Origin of the sequence: Dechloromonas sp. A34, assembly GCF_026261605.1 — a bacterium.
Lineage (GTDB): Bacteria > Pseudomonadota > Gammaproteobacteria > Burkholderiales > Rhodocyclaceae > Azonexus.
The window spans coordinates 2417826-2433247 of sequence record NZ_CP102486.1 but is presented as its reverse complement, the minus strand read 5'-3'; the positions used below and the strand labels follow the sequence as shown (position 1 = coordinate 2433247).

General features: G+C 55.4%; 11 protein-coding genes. 8 read left to right on the top strand and 3 right to left on the bottom strand.

Annotated features, from left to right (window positions below):
• Window positions 1-10: 10 nt before the first annotated feature.
• From prsT to NQE15_RS12150, 8 genes are all read left to right on the top strand, one after another.
• A complete protein-coding gene (gene prsT / locus NQE15_RS12185) occupies window positions 11-2785 on the top strand; it encodes an XrtA/PEP-CTERM system TPR-repeat protein PrsT (RefSeq protein ID WP_265941671.1) in 2775 nt (924 codons plus the stop codon).
• Window positions 2786-2833: 48 nt separating this feature from the next.
• Window positions 2834-4114, top strand: a complete 1281-nt coding sequence (locus NQE15_RS12180; RefSeq protein WP_265941669.1) for a nucleotide sugar dehydrogenase — start codon at window positions 2834-2836, stop codon at window positions 4112-4114.
• A 9-nt stretch (window positions 4115-4123) separates the two neighbouring features.
• Entirely contained in the window at window positions 4124-5017 is an 894-nt protein-coding gene (locus NQE15_RS12175; RefSeq protein ID WP_265941667.1) for a transglycosylase SLT domain-containing protein, read from the top strand.
• Window positions 5014-5787 (top strand): S1C family serine protease, encoded by a 774-nt coding sequence (locus tag NQE15_RS12170; protein ID WP_265941664.1) that lies wholly within the window; start codon window positions 5014-5016, stop codon window positions 5785-5787. The genes NQE15_RS12175 and NQE15_RS12170 overlap by 4 nt, the downstream gene beginning before the upstream one ends.
• 205 nt (window positions 5788-5992) lie before the next feature.
• Window positions 5993-6760 carry a hypothetical protein gene (locus tag NQE15_RS12165; RefSeq protein ID WP_265941662.1) on the top strand — a complete coding sequence of 256 codons (768 nt, stop codon included), beginning with the start codon at window positions 5993-5995 and terminating at the stop codon, window positions 6758-6760.
• 4 nt (window positions 6761-6764) lie between these two features.
• Entirely contained in the window at window positions 6765-6983 is a 219-nt protein-coding gene (locus NQE15_RS12160) for an HPr-rel-A system PqqD family peptide chaperone (RefSeq protein WP_265941660.1), read from the top strand.
• Between the two features lie 65 nt (window positions 6984-7048).
• The gene (locus tag NQE15_RS12155) at window positions 7049-7888 is read left to right on the top strand and encodes an HprK-related kinase A (RefSeq protein WP_265941659.1); all 840 of its coding nucleotides are present in this window, start codon (window positions 7049-7051) and stop codon (window positions 7886-7888) included.
• Entirely contained in the window at window positions 7885-8970 is a 1086-nt protein-coding gene (locus NQE15_RS12150; protein WP_265941656.1) for a nucleotidyltransferase family protein, read from the top strand. Before NQE15_RS12155 ends, NQE15_RS12150 begins: the two co-directional genes overlap by 4 nt.
• Window positions 8971-9001: 31 nt before the next feature.
• Here the strand turns inward: NQE15_RS12150 and NQE15_RS12145 are convergent, their stop codons facing one another.
• From NQE15_RS12145 to NQE15_RS23885, 3 genes are all read right to left on the bottom strand, one after another.
• Window positions 9002-9700, bottom strand: coding sequence for a TVP38/TMEM64 family protein (locus NQE15_RS12145; RefSeq protein WP_265950265.1), 699 nt, complete (start codon window positions 9698-9700; stop codon window positions 9002-9004).
• Between the two features lie 77 nt (window positions 9701-9777).
• Window positions 9778-13641: a non-ribosomal peptide synthetase gene (locus tag NQE15_RS12140; RefSeq protein ID WP_265941654.1), complete on the bottom strand. Its 3864-nt coding sequence runs from the start codon at window positions 13639-13641 to the stop codon at window positions 9778-9780.
• Window positions 13614-15395 (bottom strand): patatin-like phospholipase family protein, encoded by a 1782-nt coding sequence (locus NQE15_RS23885; protein ID WP_323054891.1) that lies wholly within the window; start codon window positions 15393-15395, stop codon window positions 13614-13616. The genes NQE15_RS12140 and NQE15_RS23885 overlap by 28 nt, the downstream gene beginning before the upstream one ends.
• Window positions 15396-15422: the final 27 nt, after the last annotated feature.

The window sequence follows — 15422 nt, the reverse complement described above, 5'->3', positions numbered from 1 at the left end:
AGAACTCGTTATGAAAAAGCGCACTTCGATCATTTCCACCACAATTTCCACTGCTCTGTTGGCGGCCTTTCTGGGCGGTTGCGGTGGCGAGAATCCTGAGGCCTTGATTGCGTCGGGCAGGGACTTTCTCGCCAAGAATGACAACAAGGCGGCCATCATCCAGTTGAAGAACGCCTTGCAAAAGGATCCCAATCTGGGTGAGGCCCGCTTTCTTCTGGGCAAGGCACTGCTGGAAAGCGGCGACGCAGTGGGGGCGGAGGTGGAACTACGCAAGGCAACTGAACTTAAATTTGCCAATGACCAGGTCATTCCCCTTCTTGCTAAAGCACTACTGGCAACAGGTCACGCCAAGAAGGTAACCGACGAATTTGGCAACACAGAACTCTCCCCCGGCGAGCCCACGGCCAATCTTAAAACTATCCTAAGCACGGCCTACGCCGCTCTGGGTAATCATGACGCAGCGCAGAAGGCACTGTCTGCTGCACTGACTGCCAAACCTGATTACGCACCGGCCCAACTGGCCGATGCCGGCAAGCGCGCAGCCAACCGAAACTTCGATGAAGCGCAGGGCATAATCGATAATGTTCTGGTCAAAAACCCGAATAACCACGATGCATTGTTGCTGAATGGCACCCTGCTGGCCGCCAAAGGTAACCCCGACAGTGCAATCAGCCAGTACCGCAAGGCAATCGAGGCAAAACCAGACTTCCTGTTGGCCCATTCGGCGATCATTTACACCTACTTCCAGCAACAAAAGCATGACGAGGCCGAAAAACAGATTGAGGCTCTGAAAAAAATAGCCCCCAAGCACCCACAGACGATTTACCTAGAGGCGCAGGCAGACTATCAACGCAAAGACTACAAGACTGCACGAGAACTAACCCAGAGGCTGCTGAAAGCTGCGCCTAACAACCCCAATACACTGCAGTTGGCTGGAGCAATCGAATACCAATTGCGTTCGTACATTCAGGCCGAAACGTATCTGAGCAAGGCGCTGCAGCTGCTCCCCAGCCTGCCGCTGGCCCGCAAACTGCTGGTATCCAGTTATCTTCGCGCCGGTCAGCCAGCCAAGGCCCTGAACACGATGCAACCAATACTCGATAGCATTGATAAAGACCCTGCGATGCTGTCGCTGGCAGGAGAAACCTTTCTACAAAACGGCGACGCCAACCGCGCAACCGAGTATTTTGCCAAGGCCAGCAAACTCGACCCGAATGATGCCGCCAAAAGAACATCTCTGGCCTTGGCCCATATGGCTCAAGGCAACGCTGCCGGCGCCACGACGGAACTGGAGCAAATCGCGCTCGGCGACAAAGGCACGACGGCAGATCTCGCACTAGTTTCAACGTACTTGCGCACCAATCAGACCGACAAAGCGCTGAAAGCCATCGACAGTCTCGAAAAAAAGCAGCCGGACAATCCGACCACCTATAACCTTCGGGCACGCACCCTGCTTGCAAAAAAAGATACCCAAGGAGCTCGAGCCAACTTTGAAAAAGCACTAGCCGTCAATCCCACCTTTTTCCCGGCAGCGGCCAGCCTGGCGACACTCGATCTGGCAGACAAAAAGCCGGAAGAAGCCCGCAAGCGCTTCGATTCCATATTGGCCGCCGATCCGAAGAACCTCCAGGCCATGCTTGCGCTTGCAGAATTACGTGCGGCCAATAGCGCCCCCTCTGACGAAGTTGCCGGCCTGATCAATAAGGCCATTTCCGCCAATCCCAGTGAAGCCGCACCACGGTTAGCCCTGATTCAGTACTACCTCAACACCAAGGATCTCAAGAAAGCGATGACATCGGCCAACGAGGCCATTGCCGCAATTCCCGACAAACCGGAAATACTCGACGCTTTGGGGCGCACCCAACAAGTATCTGGCGACCTCAACCAAGCATTGACAACTTACGGCAAGCTTGCCGCCATACAACCCGCATCTCCCCTGGGTCAGATGCGCCTGGCCGAAATTTATATCGCCAGCAATAACCGGGTCGAAGCAATTAAAAGCTTGAGAAGGGCTATTGAAATCAAGCCGAACCTTGTTGAGGCTCAGAGAGCCTTGATTTTGCTTGCCATGGATGGAGAGAACATTGGGGAAGCTCTTGAAATTGCTCGTCAGATGCAAAAACAGCGACCGAAAGAAGCTGTTGGCTACATACAGGAAGGTGACATTCACGGCTCGCAAAAGAATTGGCCGGCATCCTTTGCTGCCTATCGCAACGGTCTGAAGCAACTTCCCGCCCCGGAACTTGCGGTCAAATTGCATATAGCCCTAATCGCTTCCGGAAATATCGCCGAAGCCGAAAAGACCGCAAGCACTTGGCTCAAGGAACATCCAAAAGATATCTCTCTCCGAATGCACCTGGGCGATATGGCAAGTAGCCGCAAGGACTTTGCGCAAGCACTCCAGCACTACCGCACAGCGCTGGAAATCCAGCCCAACAACCCCGTGGTGCTGAACAACCTGGCCTGGATTTCCGGCCAGTCGAAGGCACCGAAAGCCATTGAGTATGCCGAAAGGGCCAACCGGCTTGCCCCTAATCAACCGCCATTTATGGATACCTTAGCCATGTTGCTGGCCGAAAAAGGGGATACCGCCAAGGCCATCGATCTGTTGCGCAAGGCTATGAGTATTGCGCCCCAGGCCGCGGCGATACAATTGAACCTTGCCAAAGTGCTAATCAGCGCCGGCAAGAAGGATGACGCGCGCAAGGAACTTGAAGTGATCGCCAAACTCGGTGAAAAATTCCCTGGACACGCCGAGGTCAGCCAACTCCTGCAAGCGCTATAAAATTTTCCATTAACACTCTATATTCACCCTATCTGAAACAGGTAAAAGATGACAACAATCGCTGTAGTTGGACTGGGCTACGTGGGTTTGCCCCTAGCTGTCGAATTCGGGAAAAAGTTTCGCACCATTGGTTTCGATCTCTCCACCGAGAAGATTGCCGCTTACAAGCGGCATGTTGACCCGACAGGCGAAGTCAGTAGCGATGATCTCAAGTCCGCGACCCGGCTTGAGGTTGGAACCGACCCCGCCGCGCTGAAGGAGGCGGATTTCGTCATCGTCGCCGTACCGACACCGGTCGACGACGCCCACCAGCCGGATTTCAGCCCCTTGGTCGGTTCCTCAAAAGCCGTCGGTCAGAACCTCAAACAAGGCGCCATCGTCGTCTATGAATCAACGGTATACCCTGGTGCCACGGAAGAAGTCTGCATTCCCATCCTCGAGCGTGAGTCCGGCAAGACCTGGAAGAAGGATTTCTTCGTCGGCTATTCGCCGGAACGGATCAATCCGGGCGACAAGGAACGCACGGTGACCAAGATCGTCAAGGTTGTTTCCGGCGATACCCCGGAAACCCTGGCCACGGTCAAGGAGATCTATGGCAGCATCATCACCGCCGGTGTTTACCCAGCCTCGAACATCAAGGTAGCAGAAGCCGCTAAAGTTATCGAAAATACCCAGCGCGACCTTAATATCGCCCTGATGAACGAGCTTGCCATCATCTTCGACAAGATCGGCATCGATACGCTGGAAGTCCTGCAGGCCGCAGGTACCAAGTGGAATTTCCTGCCTTTCCGTCCGGGCCTAGTGGGTGGCCATTGCATCGGCGTCGACCCGTATTACCTGACGCACAAGGCACAGAAACTCGGTTATCACCCGGAAGTCATTCTCGCCGGTCGGCGCATCAACGACGGCATGGGCAAGTTCGTAGCCGAACAAACCATCAAGCAACTAATCCGTAACGGCCACCCGGTCAAGGATCGCCCAATCATCGTTCTTGGCCTCACCTTCAAGGAAGACTGCCCCGATCTGCGTAATTCACGAGTCATCGACGTCATTCGCGAACTGGAATCCTATGGAGCCAAGGTCGTCGTGCACGATCCGGTGGCCGACACCGGGGAAGCTCGTCACGAATATGGGGTTGACCTTGTCGCCTGGGACGATCTACCCAAGGCTGGAGCCATTGTGGCTGCCGTCAACCATCGCCAATTCAAATCCCGGCCAACTTCCGATTTCTTGTCTAAACTAGAAGAGTGCGGCGTGATCACCGACGTGAAAAGTATGCTGGACCCGGTGGCCTTTGCTGCTGCCGGCGTAGATATCTGGCGTCTCTAGGAGGCAAACATGAAGCGCTCAAGGCTGAACCATTGGCATCGCCGCAAGCCTTGGGCGCTTTGTGTTTTGCTGGTCCTCAGTGTCTTGGGCAGGCCCGCGCTGGCTGATGCGACGAAAAGTGAGCGGGCGGCCAGCCTGCGCAGCGAAGCGCGAAATCACGAGCACGGCAATGGCGTGCCGCGCGACACGCTCAAGGCGGTTCAGCTGTACTGCGAGGCGTCACGCTTGGGGGACATCGAGGCGCAGTACAACCTTGGTTGGATGTACGCAAACGGCCGCGGGATAACCCGCGATGATGAAACTGCTGCTTACTTTTTTGCAATGGCGGCCAAACAGGGCGACGTACTCTCCCAACGCATGTTGCGCCAGGTCGGTGATCCACCTACCAAGCCACCAGAATGTCTCTTCGACAGCGATGGCAACGACATCGTTGACAAGGCCATGCCGGAACACAAGAAAGTTATGGATCTGGTACTCAAACTGGCCCCGGAGTATGGCATTTACCCCCGGCTGGCGATGGCCATCATTCGCGCTGAATCCAACTTCAACCCGGCAGCGGTATCCCCAAAGAATGCCCAAGGCTTAATGCAGTTGATCCCAGAAACCGCCGATCGCTTTAACGTCAAGAAGCCCTTCGATCCAGAACAGAATATTCGTGGCGGCCTGGCCTATTTGCGCTGGCTTCTCGCCTACTTCAAAGGTGATGTAATGCTCGTCGCTGCTGCCTACAATGCGGGCGAAGGCGCGGTTAACCGTTTTGGTGGCATTCCGCCTTTCCCAGAAACTCAGGGCTACGTCAAACGAATTAGGGAAATTTTCAAACGCGAGGATCACCCATTCGACCCCGGTGTCACCACTCCCTCCCCCGAAATGCCTAGAATCGCCTCGCGCAGGCTGATGTGAGCCTCGTCATCGCACCGGCGGTGCGCTGGTTTACGTCTCTTGCCTTTTTCCTTACCACCCCGTCACTGGCTGAACTGGCCGATACCATCGAACGTATCAAGCCCTCAATCGTGGTCGTCGGCACCTACAAAAAGACCAGCAGCCCCCAGTTTGTCCTGCGCGGTACCGGCTTTGTCATCGGCAACGGAAATCTGGTGGCAACCAATGCTCACGTCGTACCTGACAGCGCTGAACCCGATGCACCGGCTTTGGTCATCCAGGCACGGGGTGCCAATGGCGACCCTCAGGTCCGACGCGCCTTTCTGGCCAGCCGAGACAAGGAGCATGACCTTGCGGTCTTACGTATTGAAGGCCCGGCCCTGCCCACCTTGAAACTTCACAATTCGGACGCCGTCCGTGAGGGGCAGGCTATCGGCTTTACCGGCTTCCCGATTGGCGGCGCGCTGGGCTTTTCACCGGTGACACATCGCGGCATTGTTTCCTCAATTACTCCAATCGCATTACCTGCCGGAAATGCCCAGCAGATCAACTCCAATCTCATTCGCCAGTTGAAGAGTGGCACGTTCAACATTTTTCAACTGGATGCAACCGCCTATCCCGGCAACAGTGGAAGCCCCGTTTTCAATGAGGAGACCGGTGAGGTAATCGGAGTCATTAACATGGTTTTTGTAAAAGGCAGCAAAGAAGCCGCACTGACCCACCCTTCTGGCATTTCTTACGCTATTCCTGCGAATTTCCTCACAGAACTGGTCAAACAGTCTGCCCGCTAGTCCCATGTAAACCTATAATCCCAAGTGAAGTGTTCTCGTTCGAGTGGTCAATTGGAAGTGTCGGTTTTTTTTACACTCAACGTAAGCACAACAACACACCACCCAAAAAAATATAATTAATACATAAAAATCAATAAAATAAATGCTTGGCGTGAATATTGCTCTTTATAGTTAGCCTATTAGACCCTGGGGTTTGGAGTTAGTTATGTCACTACGCAACGATGATTTTAAGCAGCCTCAGAATACCGCGGCTCCAGCCGACAGTTTTCCTCCTGCCTCACAATACGAAGCAGTAAAGAATTCAGGACGACGCAAGTTGACTGGGCTTGGTGTTGGAGTGCCAGTGATCTTGACACTTGCCAGCCGTTCAGTTTTGGCTGGACAGTGTCTTTCCAACATGCTGTCTGGAAACCTGTCCGATCCAAATCGCGACAGCAATTGCAGCAAAGGCTGGAGTCCTGGTCAATGGGGAACCTCTGGCGGGAGGCTCGGCCAGAACACGACTATTCAGGCTTGGTCACTCATTGGATTCACCTTCGGCACCTTCAAAACCCAAGCGGAGGATAGTTCTTGCTATAAACATGGTTCTCCGAAGCTAAACGTAACAGCGTGCTACAAAGATGGCTCACCAGTAGAGGCCCTGCCGGGCGTACTGATCAAAGAAGGCGTACTGTCGGGCACCCCCATCCGCGATATCCTGCAAGATAATAGCTCCTATCCATTGACGCGACATCTTGTTTGCGCCTATTTCAACGCCCTGTATAGTAGCGTCGATCCAAATTTCAACTACATCTTGACGGCACAACAGGTACTGGACTTGGCCGGTGGTGCGCCGCTTCCCCGACCTATAGCGGTCTACAAGACTTCCTCGGCTCAACTTGGGGCTGAACAGTCGCCATTTAACGCATTGACCTTAACCATTGTTAGTTCTCGTTGCCAATACTCAGCGTTTTATAGAACACTGTCTTGGTGAAGACATGGTCATTTTTGACAAGCTTTCTGGCGAAACGCATTTCGTCTTCCCTCCGGCTTCGGTCGTATTGGCTCTATTAAAAGAAAGCCCTAAAGAGCGGGGCATGTTGTGCAACGATATAGCCCCATATGTTGAAGGCAGCGAACAGGAAATCGAGGATTTTATAGACCGGACACTAAACCAGTTTCGCACCATTGGTTTAATCCCCCCCGCCGCTCTGTGAAGCTATCATCGCTGTCCCAGCAAGAGATTCGGAAACGTCTCCGAGAAGGATCTCTTCTTATCTCCTTGGCCGGTTTTGACATTTCGATCCGTTCGTCGTTGCCACAGGTCGCGCGCGGACTGTCACTACTTTACGCAAACTATTCCTTGGCCGCTGAGGGCGAATTTATAGATTTCCGTATCGAAATTGACTCACCATCAATGCTCCGCCGATGGGTTCGCCCCCAAGTCAATTTTTCATGCGATCGGCATTTCCCTTTCAAGCCACTACCTTTAAATCAAGCCTTTGCCATGTTCGAGTGGGGCTTGAACTGGGTTGTCGCCAATCATTGCCATCAATTTGCCATTATCCATTCGGCAGTCGTCGAAAAGGATGGCAAAGGGATCATCTTCCCAGGAACCCCGGGGAGTGGAAAAAGCACTCTCTGCGCGGCCTTGACATGTCGAGGTTGGAGACTACTCTCCGATGAAATGGCCCTCATCTCGCTGGAAGACCACCAAATCTATCCATTTCCACGACCTATTGGCCTAAAGAACAACTCGATTGAGGTTATCCAGCAGTTTGATGAAAACGTAGTATTTGGAGATGTCATCAAGGATACGGCCAAGGGCAACGTTGCCCATATGCTGGTTCCGAACTCGAGCGTCGATGCCAGTAGCCAGAATGCCCTCCCCTTTGCCGTCGTTTTTCCACGGTACCAGAAGGACTCAACCCTCGATTTTGAGCCGATAAGCAAGGGGACGACCATGATGAAGTTGGCAGAAAACTGCTTCAATTACCCGGTCCTTGGCGTTGACGGATTTCACTGCCTGGCCAGCATCGCTGATCGATGCGCTGGAAGAACATTGCATTACTCCCACCTGAACGAAGCTATTGACGCTCTGGAAACGATGCTTCTTGAATGATAAAGAACCATCCACTAATCCGCTTCCTGCGCTCTCCTCATGCCGCACTCAAAGACCTTTCGGCCACCGACTGGGATTTGCTCATTCGAACCGCACGTCGTGGATACCTGCTGAGTCGTGTCGCTCACCTTGCTCGCCAAGCTGATTTGCTCAGCGCACTCCCTAAGAAAGTCATACCGCACATATCCAGCGCACTACGCGTTGCAGAGAGTCAATATCGCAGTGTTGCCTGGGAAATAACCCAAATCCAGCATACCCTGCACCCTCATAACATCCCCTTCGTGGTGCTTAAAGGCGGCGCCTACATCATTACGGGCCACGATGCAGGCAATGGCCGCGTTTTGTCGGACATTGACATTATGGTGCCCCACAAAATGATCCTCGAGGCTGAGCGGGCGCTTGTTGGAAACGGGTGGTTTCCAGGAAAACTCGATGCATATGACCAGCGCTACTATCGAACTTGGATGCATGAACTCCCCCCCTTGCGCCATCTTGGACGCGGTACAACACTTGACGTTCATCACACCATACTGCCGCCGACAGCAGCACTAAAACCCGATGTCAATCAACTCTGGCACAAGGCAATGCCGCTGAAAGAAATCTCCGGTGCTCTCACCCTGGCGCCAATCGATATGATTCTTCACAGCGCCACACACCTATTTCATGATGGTGAAATGGAGCACGGCCTGCGCGATCTTGTCGACATTGACAGCTTGCTAAGTCAGTTTGCCATCACAGAAAGTTTCTGGGCGGAACTAACCGGTCGAGCCATAGAGTTGGATCTCAGCCGACCTCTCTATTACGCACTTTATTGCTGTCGTTACTTTTTAGGAACAAGCATTCCCGATAACGCGCTGCACCTGACAAATTCGTGCGGAAAGCCATCGAGTCCTGTCGCAGCCTACACGACCTACATTCTGATCCGGTCAATTGGCTCTGTTTTTGAATTTGAAAAACGGCCAATGACGTCGCTAGCAAATTTCTTGGTGTTTGTCCGCTCTCACTACCTACGCATGCCCTTGCACTTACTAGTCCCCCATTTACTACGGAAGATGTTCATCTCAGAAAAAAACCGGCAATAGGCGACTACCCCACATATTAAACTGGACCAAATCACTCCATATCCCGGGTGATCTTCTGCGGCTTCTGAAGCCATTTCCGAAAGGCAATGCCGCCTGCCACGGCTAGGCATACGACAACCAATACGCCAACTCCGGTTCGCCAGTCGGGACTGTTAATCGCTTCCGCAATCTGGTCGGCGAGAATACCGATAACAAGGATACCGGGAAGCATGCCAACCAGCGTTCCTGCGAGAAAATCCCGGAGCCTGACATGTGAAGCTCCGGCAATCATATTCACTACCGCAAACGGCGCGGCAGGAATCAGCCGAATTAACACGATTGAAATGAATCCTCGTTGGCCCAAGCGCTGACTGATGGAATTGGTCTTTTCACTGGCAAAGAGTTTCAATGCCGCATGTCCCAGATATCTACCAAGCAAAAAACTGGTGACCGCACCAATTTCGGCACCCAATAAAATGTAAGCGGAACCAAGAAGTGGCCCAAAAATGAGGACCCCAATAACAATGATCACTGCAAGCGGAATGGCCAAAGTACTGGCCAATGCAACAACAGCAATGGCCAACAACGGAAAACGCCGCATCCATTCAATTGACTGATGCAGACTACCTCTCTCGACATCGAGATAGCTCTGCAAAGGCATCCATTGCCATGCCAGGGCCATCGCCAACAAACAAACCAAAAGAAACAAGAGCAGCCACGCTCGCCGCAAATAGGATCTGGCATCCAGCATTCTCTTCAAGATACCCTACTAAAAACCTGCTTTTGCATGGCAATTTGCTCCACTAGTCCGTAACAGCTGCCGAAATGCTATTGCGGCTTGCGAGTGAGATTATCAATTGTCAGACCATCAAGAACCGAGCGTAAGGCCGCAGCAAGCGAATTGATACTTGACTCATCAAAAATGGAACCATGCAGGCCCGGGACGATGTAACTGTCAAGAACTGGAGAAACATAGCGCTTCCAAGGCTTAAATACCCATCGATCCCAGCGCATCAGTCCTGATGAGTTGATTTGAACCACTGACCCTTGGTATGGCTTGAGGCTGTAACTCTCCATCGCGTAAATCTGGGCGACAAGCCCCGGATCGCTAAACAGCGCCCCCAAATGCCTCCCGTTCATACTGAGTTCATAGGCATTGAGCTGACGAGCAAGCCAGCCGAGAGAGCGCCAGAAAATGGCACTGCGAAATATTCGACCGGGGAATACAACATCGATCAGGCACACACTGTGGACGCGAGCATTGCGTAACCGCAAGACGCGTGCCGTTTCCAAGGCCGCAATACCACCGACGGAAAAACCCGCTATAACACCAGGCTGGCCATTTTGCACGATCTGCTCCGCGTAAGTATTCGCAAGATCGGAAATGCTGGCGAATGGCCTCCCTGCTGGCGGCTGCAACATGTAGAAACTGCAGACACCGGATAAAGCATCGGCAAGCCTCTGGAAACGAATCAGATCACCATGGCCGGAGGCTGCCATGTAAAGAGCCATCCTGCCCGACTTTTGACCGAGCGCCAGCATGATATCGTTGGGCGGTAGACCACTATCGGTACCTCCTCCAACTGCTCGCGCCAAACTCTCCACCGTTGGATTTTCAGTTAACAGGAAAAGTGGAACTGCCCGACCGACCAGCGTTTCTATGCCAGCGAGGATATCGACGGCTGCCAGGGAGTCGCCTCCGATATCAAAAAAATTGTCGCTCACCCCCAAGACATCACGTTTGAGAACCGCCTTCCATAGCGCCAGCAAGGCCCCCTCCATAGCATTGGAGGGTACAGGGTGGGCAACAGCTTGCAACTGCTCATCGGGATCAGGAAGCAGATCATAGGCAATTTTCCCGGTACTGCTCAAGGGAAGTTCAGGTAGGCATGAAATACCTGAGGGCAACATGTAGTCCGGCAAGCTGCTAGCCAAATGCTGCCGGACCCGCTTCCCCGAGATGTGTGGCGAGCCGGCCAGCCAGACATGGATAATTGCCCTCCCCTCTCGATCCAGCACCTTGGCAGCGGCCTGCTGAACGCCATCGAGGGCAAGCAAAACGGACTCGATTTCACCCAATTCAATGCGGTAACCGCGTAGTTTGATCTGGCGATCAAGACGGCCCATGAAATGCAAATTGCCATCGCAAGCCAGCCAGCCTCGATCACCGGTTCGATACATCCGCTCGCCGGGAAAGAACGGATCGTCAAAGAAGGCTTCGCGATCAGTTTCCGGTTGATTGAGGTAGCCACGTGCAACGACTTGGCCGGCTATATAGACTTCTCCCGAAATGCCGAACGGCAATAGCTGGCGGCCGGCATCGAGAACGTAAATACGGGAACCATCGATCGCTCGGCCAACCGGCAAGGTGGTTTTGCCCAACTGGCGAACACACTCCCAAGCCGTGGCGAAAATCGCCGTTTCAGTCGGCCCATAGACATTGAACAAGCGGGCACCGGTTTCATCGAGAAAACGGTTAGCCAGGTCGGCCGGCAACACCTCCCCGCCACAACAGGCAACCCGCAGCTTCAGTCGGGAGCGATCGGCGAGCGATTCGAGCAAGCCGCTTAGCGTCGATGGCACGAGTGCCATGATCGTAACCTCGTTGCGCACGGCAAATGGCCCAAACGCACTCGGCAACATTCGCCCGGGTGGCAACAAGGCAATGCTGGCGCCTTTGATTAATGGCACGAACAGCTCGATCAGCGAAGGATCGAAGGTCGCCTGCGTGCACTGCCCGGTGCGGTCGGAAGGCTGCACACCCCAGGCTTTGGCAATCCATGCCAGCCTCAAAGCCAATGCGCCATGCTCGACCATCACTCCCTTCGCTCTCCCGGTCGATCCGGAGGTAAACAGCACATAGGCCAGGTCACCCGGCATTGCCTGCACTCCGCCAAACAGTACCGCTCCCTGCTCCGGTATCGACGCAATGGCCATCACCGTCGAATGCAGCGGCGAAAACCGCTCATGAAGTTCAGGTTGAACGAGCAGGGCCAGCGCCCCACTATCCCGGACGATGGCCTGTAATCGGGGTAAGGGGGCATCCGGATCAAGCGGCAGAAATGCCGCACCGACCTTACTAACCGCCAGCAAGGCTGCCACCAGTTCGGGGGAGCGCCCCATGGCCAGGGCAATGATTTTGTCCCGGCCCGCGCCCACGCTTTGCAGGCGCCCGGCCAGACAGTCCGACCAAGAGTCCAAGGTAGCATAGTCGAATTGCCCGCCATCCCAGACCAGCGCAACTGCCTGCGGAGATATTTCGGCCTGTCGTTTGAATTGCCGGATATATGGCTCCGCCAGCACAGGAATGGACGAGGATGCCCCTTGGCCACTAAGTAGCGCTTGCAACTCAACTGGCGCGGCCAGGGAGAAGTCAGCTACCCGCCCTGCGGGGTCCTCGGCCATCGCCAGCATCAAGTGCACCAGGCGCTTGCCGAGGAAGGCGACTTCGCCTTCCGAAAAGCAGGCCGGACTGGCTTCCAAGGTCAGCTCCGCATCCTGAACCGACTGGAACTCGCACAGCGTGATACCCAAGGGATACCTGGAGAGTCCTGAAAATATCTGTCGCGAACCGAAGGAGCGCCCCTCCCCGAAGTTCAGATCGTAGTCCTGCCGCTCAAAGGAAAAAAGGACATCGAATATGCTGTCGCGACGCTGCCGGATGGCCCCGAGACTGCGCGCGACTTCACTGATCGGGTAACGTTGATGGCGTATCGCCGCCTTTAGGGCAAGGCCGACCGAGTCAAGCAGTTCGCGAAACGTCGCGCCCGGCTGGACCCGGACAAGCAATGGAAACACCCCGACAAACATGCCCTGGGTCTCGCGATAACGCTTGCTGGAACGATTGAGACTGGGCAGTCCGATCAGCACCTCCTGCCGACCGTATGCCCGGGAAAAATAAGCGGCGAGAACGGCAATCAGAAAAGTGAAGTGCGTCGCCCCCAGGCCCATTGCCACGGCAGCCAGCCGATCATAGTCCGCCCGTGGCAAGCTCTCGGTGTGGAGGTGAGCAGATGGCAGCCCGCCCTGCGTTTCGAGCCGACAGCGCCGTTCGAACAGGGGTGGTGGCAAGGCCGGGACCTGTTCCTGCCAGAATGCGGCATCTTTCTCAAAAGCCGATGAGCTACGGTATTCCAGGGATTCGGCAACAAACCGGCGATATCCCGGATCGGAGGTCGGCGCCGGCTTTTCGCCACGAACCAGAGCATTGTAAATGGCTGCCCAGCGCTGCATGACCTGCGAAGTACCCCAACCATCCATGATCAGGTGGTGAAACTGAATGGTCAGCCCATGCAGACGGTCGCTGTAGCGTAGCAGCGCAAAGCGCCAGGGTGGTGTTCCATCGAAGGCAAAGGGCTCGACCATCCAATTCTGCCACCAGGTACGCATTGCCGACAAAGGCTCGGCGGCTGTCGACAGGTCGACCTCTTTCAACGGGGCTTCGTAGGCCGCCAGCAGGCGCTGCCCGCCATCGGCCAGCGGAACCAGCCGCAAGGCCTCGCTTTCGGCCACCAGATGCGCCAACGCCCGACGAAACAACGCCAGGTCGAACGGGCCATCGATATACCCCGCCCCACCGATGTTGAGATGCGTGCTTCCCGGCCAGGCCCGCTGGTCGAGCCAGACTTCCTGCTGGCTCAAGGAAAGCGGAAGGACATCGCCTGCTAGCGCCGAAGTATCGTTTTGTCCCATTGGGCAATCTCTTCCATCGCATAACGGTAACCGGCTTCGGCAATTTCGTCGGCACGGCGGTAAGCCATCAGCGGGAATTCCGCCACCGGCGGCTCAAGGCAGAAGTCAGCCATCGCCATCGTCCGCGCCCGCTCGTGCATGCCGCCGATATGCCCCGCCCGGTAAAGGATAGCCCCGATGGAAGGCGCACCTTCCCCGGTTGCCCGAAAATAGCCTTTCAAGGTTCGCCAGACCGAAAGTCGCAACAATTCAGGATCGACGCACAGGTTCTCGCGCACATCGACGTCCACCGCGATGACCGTTCCATTTCCCCGCCGCCGTTCGAGCGGCGTCCCCAGCCGTCCGCGCATGGCGCTAACCGGCACGTTGTCGAGAATCGCCCCATCGACCAGCAGGTCACCGTTGTAGATCACTGGCGGCAGCAGCCCGGCCGGCGAGTTGCTGGCCAGCACCGCCCGCCAGAGCAGGCCGTTGTCCTGAACCGTCGTGCAGACCCGACTGAGATTGCAGGCCGCCGCGAAAAAAGGACGCCACAACTGTTCGATGCGAATATCGCCAAACATACGGTGCAGATCACGTTCCAGTCGTTTGCCGGAAAGCAGCGAGATCAACGGCAACGTCGGACGCTCGCCGCCCAAAGCAAAGCGCTGTGTCCGCTCAAGAATTTCGTCGATCGGCACACCACAAGCGTATTGCGCCCCGATCAGTGCCCCCATGCTATTGCCGCCAATAATATCTACGGGAATCCCGTTTTCCTCGAGCGCCCGCAGCACCCCGAGGTGCGAGAATCCGCGCGCGCCGCCGCCGCCCAGCACCAGGCCCACCGCACTGCTGGTCAGGAAACGCGCCAAACGGGCATAGTCCCGCTGGCGCCCCGCCCGCAGCGGATAAACCCGTTCGATGTCGCGCCCGTGCAGCCAGGCCGGCATATCCCCTGGCCCTTCGGCATCGGCCTTGTGGCAAAGCGCCAGATGCTTGCGTTTCATCAGGAAGCCGGCCTCTCGGGCAAGACCGCACTCGACTTCGGACAATTCATTCGACTCGTCTTCGGAAGCGACGAAGACCACCTGATCAGCCTGCCGAAAAGCCAGGTGGGTACGCTCCGAATCGCTGGCATCCGTTTCCAGCACGATAAATTCGTACTCGCTCTCCAGTGCGTCCAACTGAAGCAGATCGAGGTCTTCCTGACCGACTTTCCGGGTTCGTCCCATCGACTCCAGCGCACTCGTCAGGGCGCTGGCCACCGCTGCTCCCAGATTAGGATCGCGGAGCGGCACGATAACGATGGTGTGGGCGCGTTGCTGCTCCATTAATTGCGGGGTATGGCGCAACTGGTGATAGACCGCCTGGGCAAAAACACGATTCAGCGGCACCGGGTGGCGGCCGAGAAGCTCCTCGAAGCATTCACGACGTAGCAGGGCAATGGTCGAGTCGCGAAGCGCCGTGACATCGGCAAATCGCGCCTGCTGCAGGACCATGCCGGTTTCGCCGACCGTCTCGCCCGGACAAATTTCGTTGTAAAGCAGGAGCGAACCATCGGCATTGCGCCGCGACACTCGCAAGCGGCCGCTGACCAGAATCAGCATGCTTTCAGAGTTTTCGCCTTCATGAAGAACAGGGCATCCGCCCTTGACCGACAGCAGTTCCAGTTCGCTGGCAAAATCGAGCAGGACAGCCTCATCCAGGACACCGAAGACCCGACTAGCCTGCAATACCTCGACCAGTTTTTCCGTGGAAATCGGCGCGGTCAGCATGCGGGTCCGTTGGCTTGGCGCATGCTC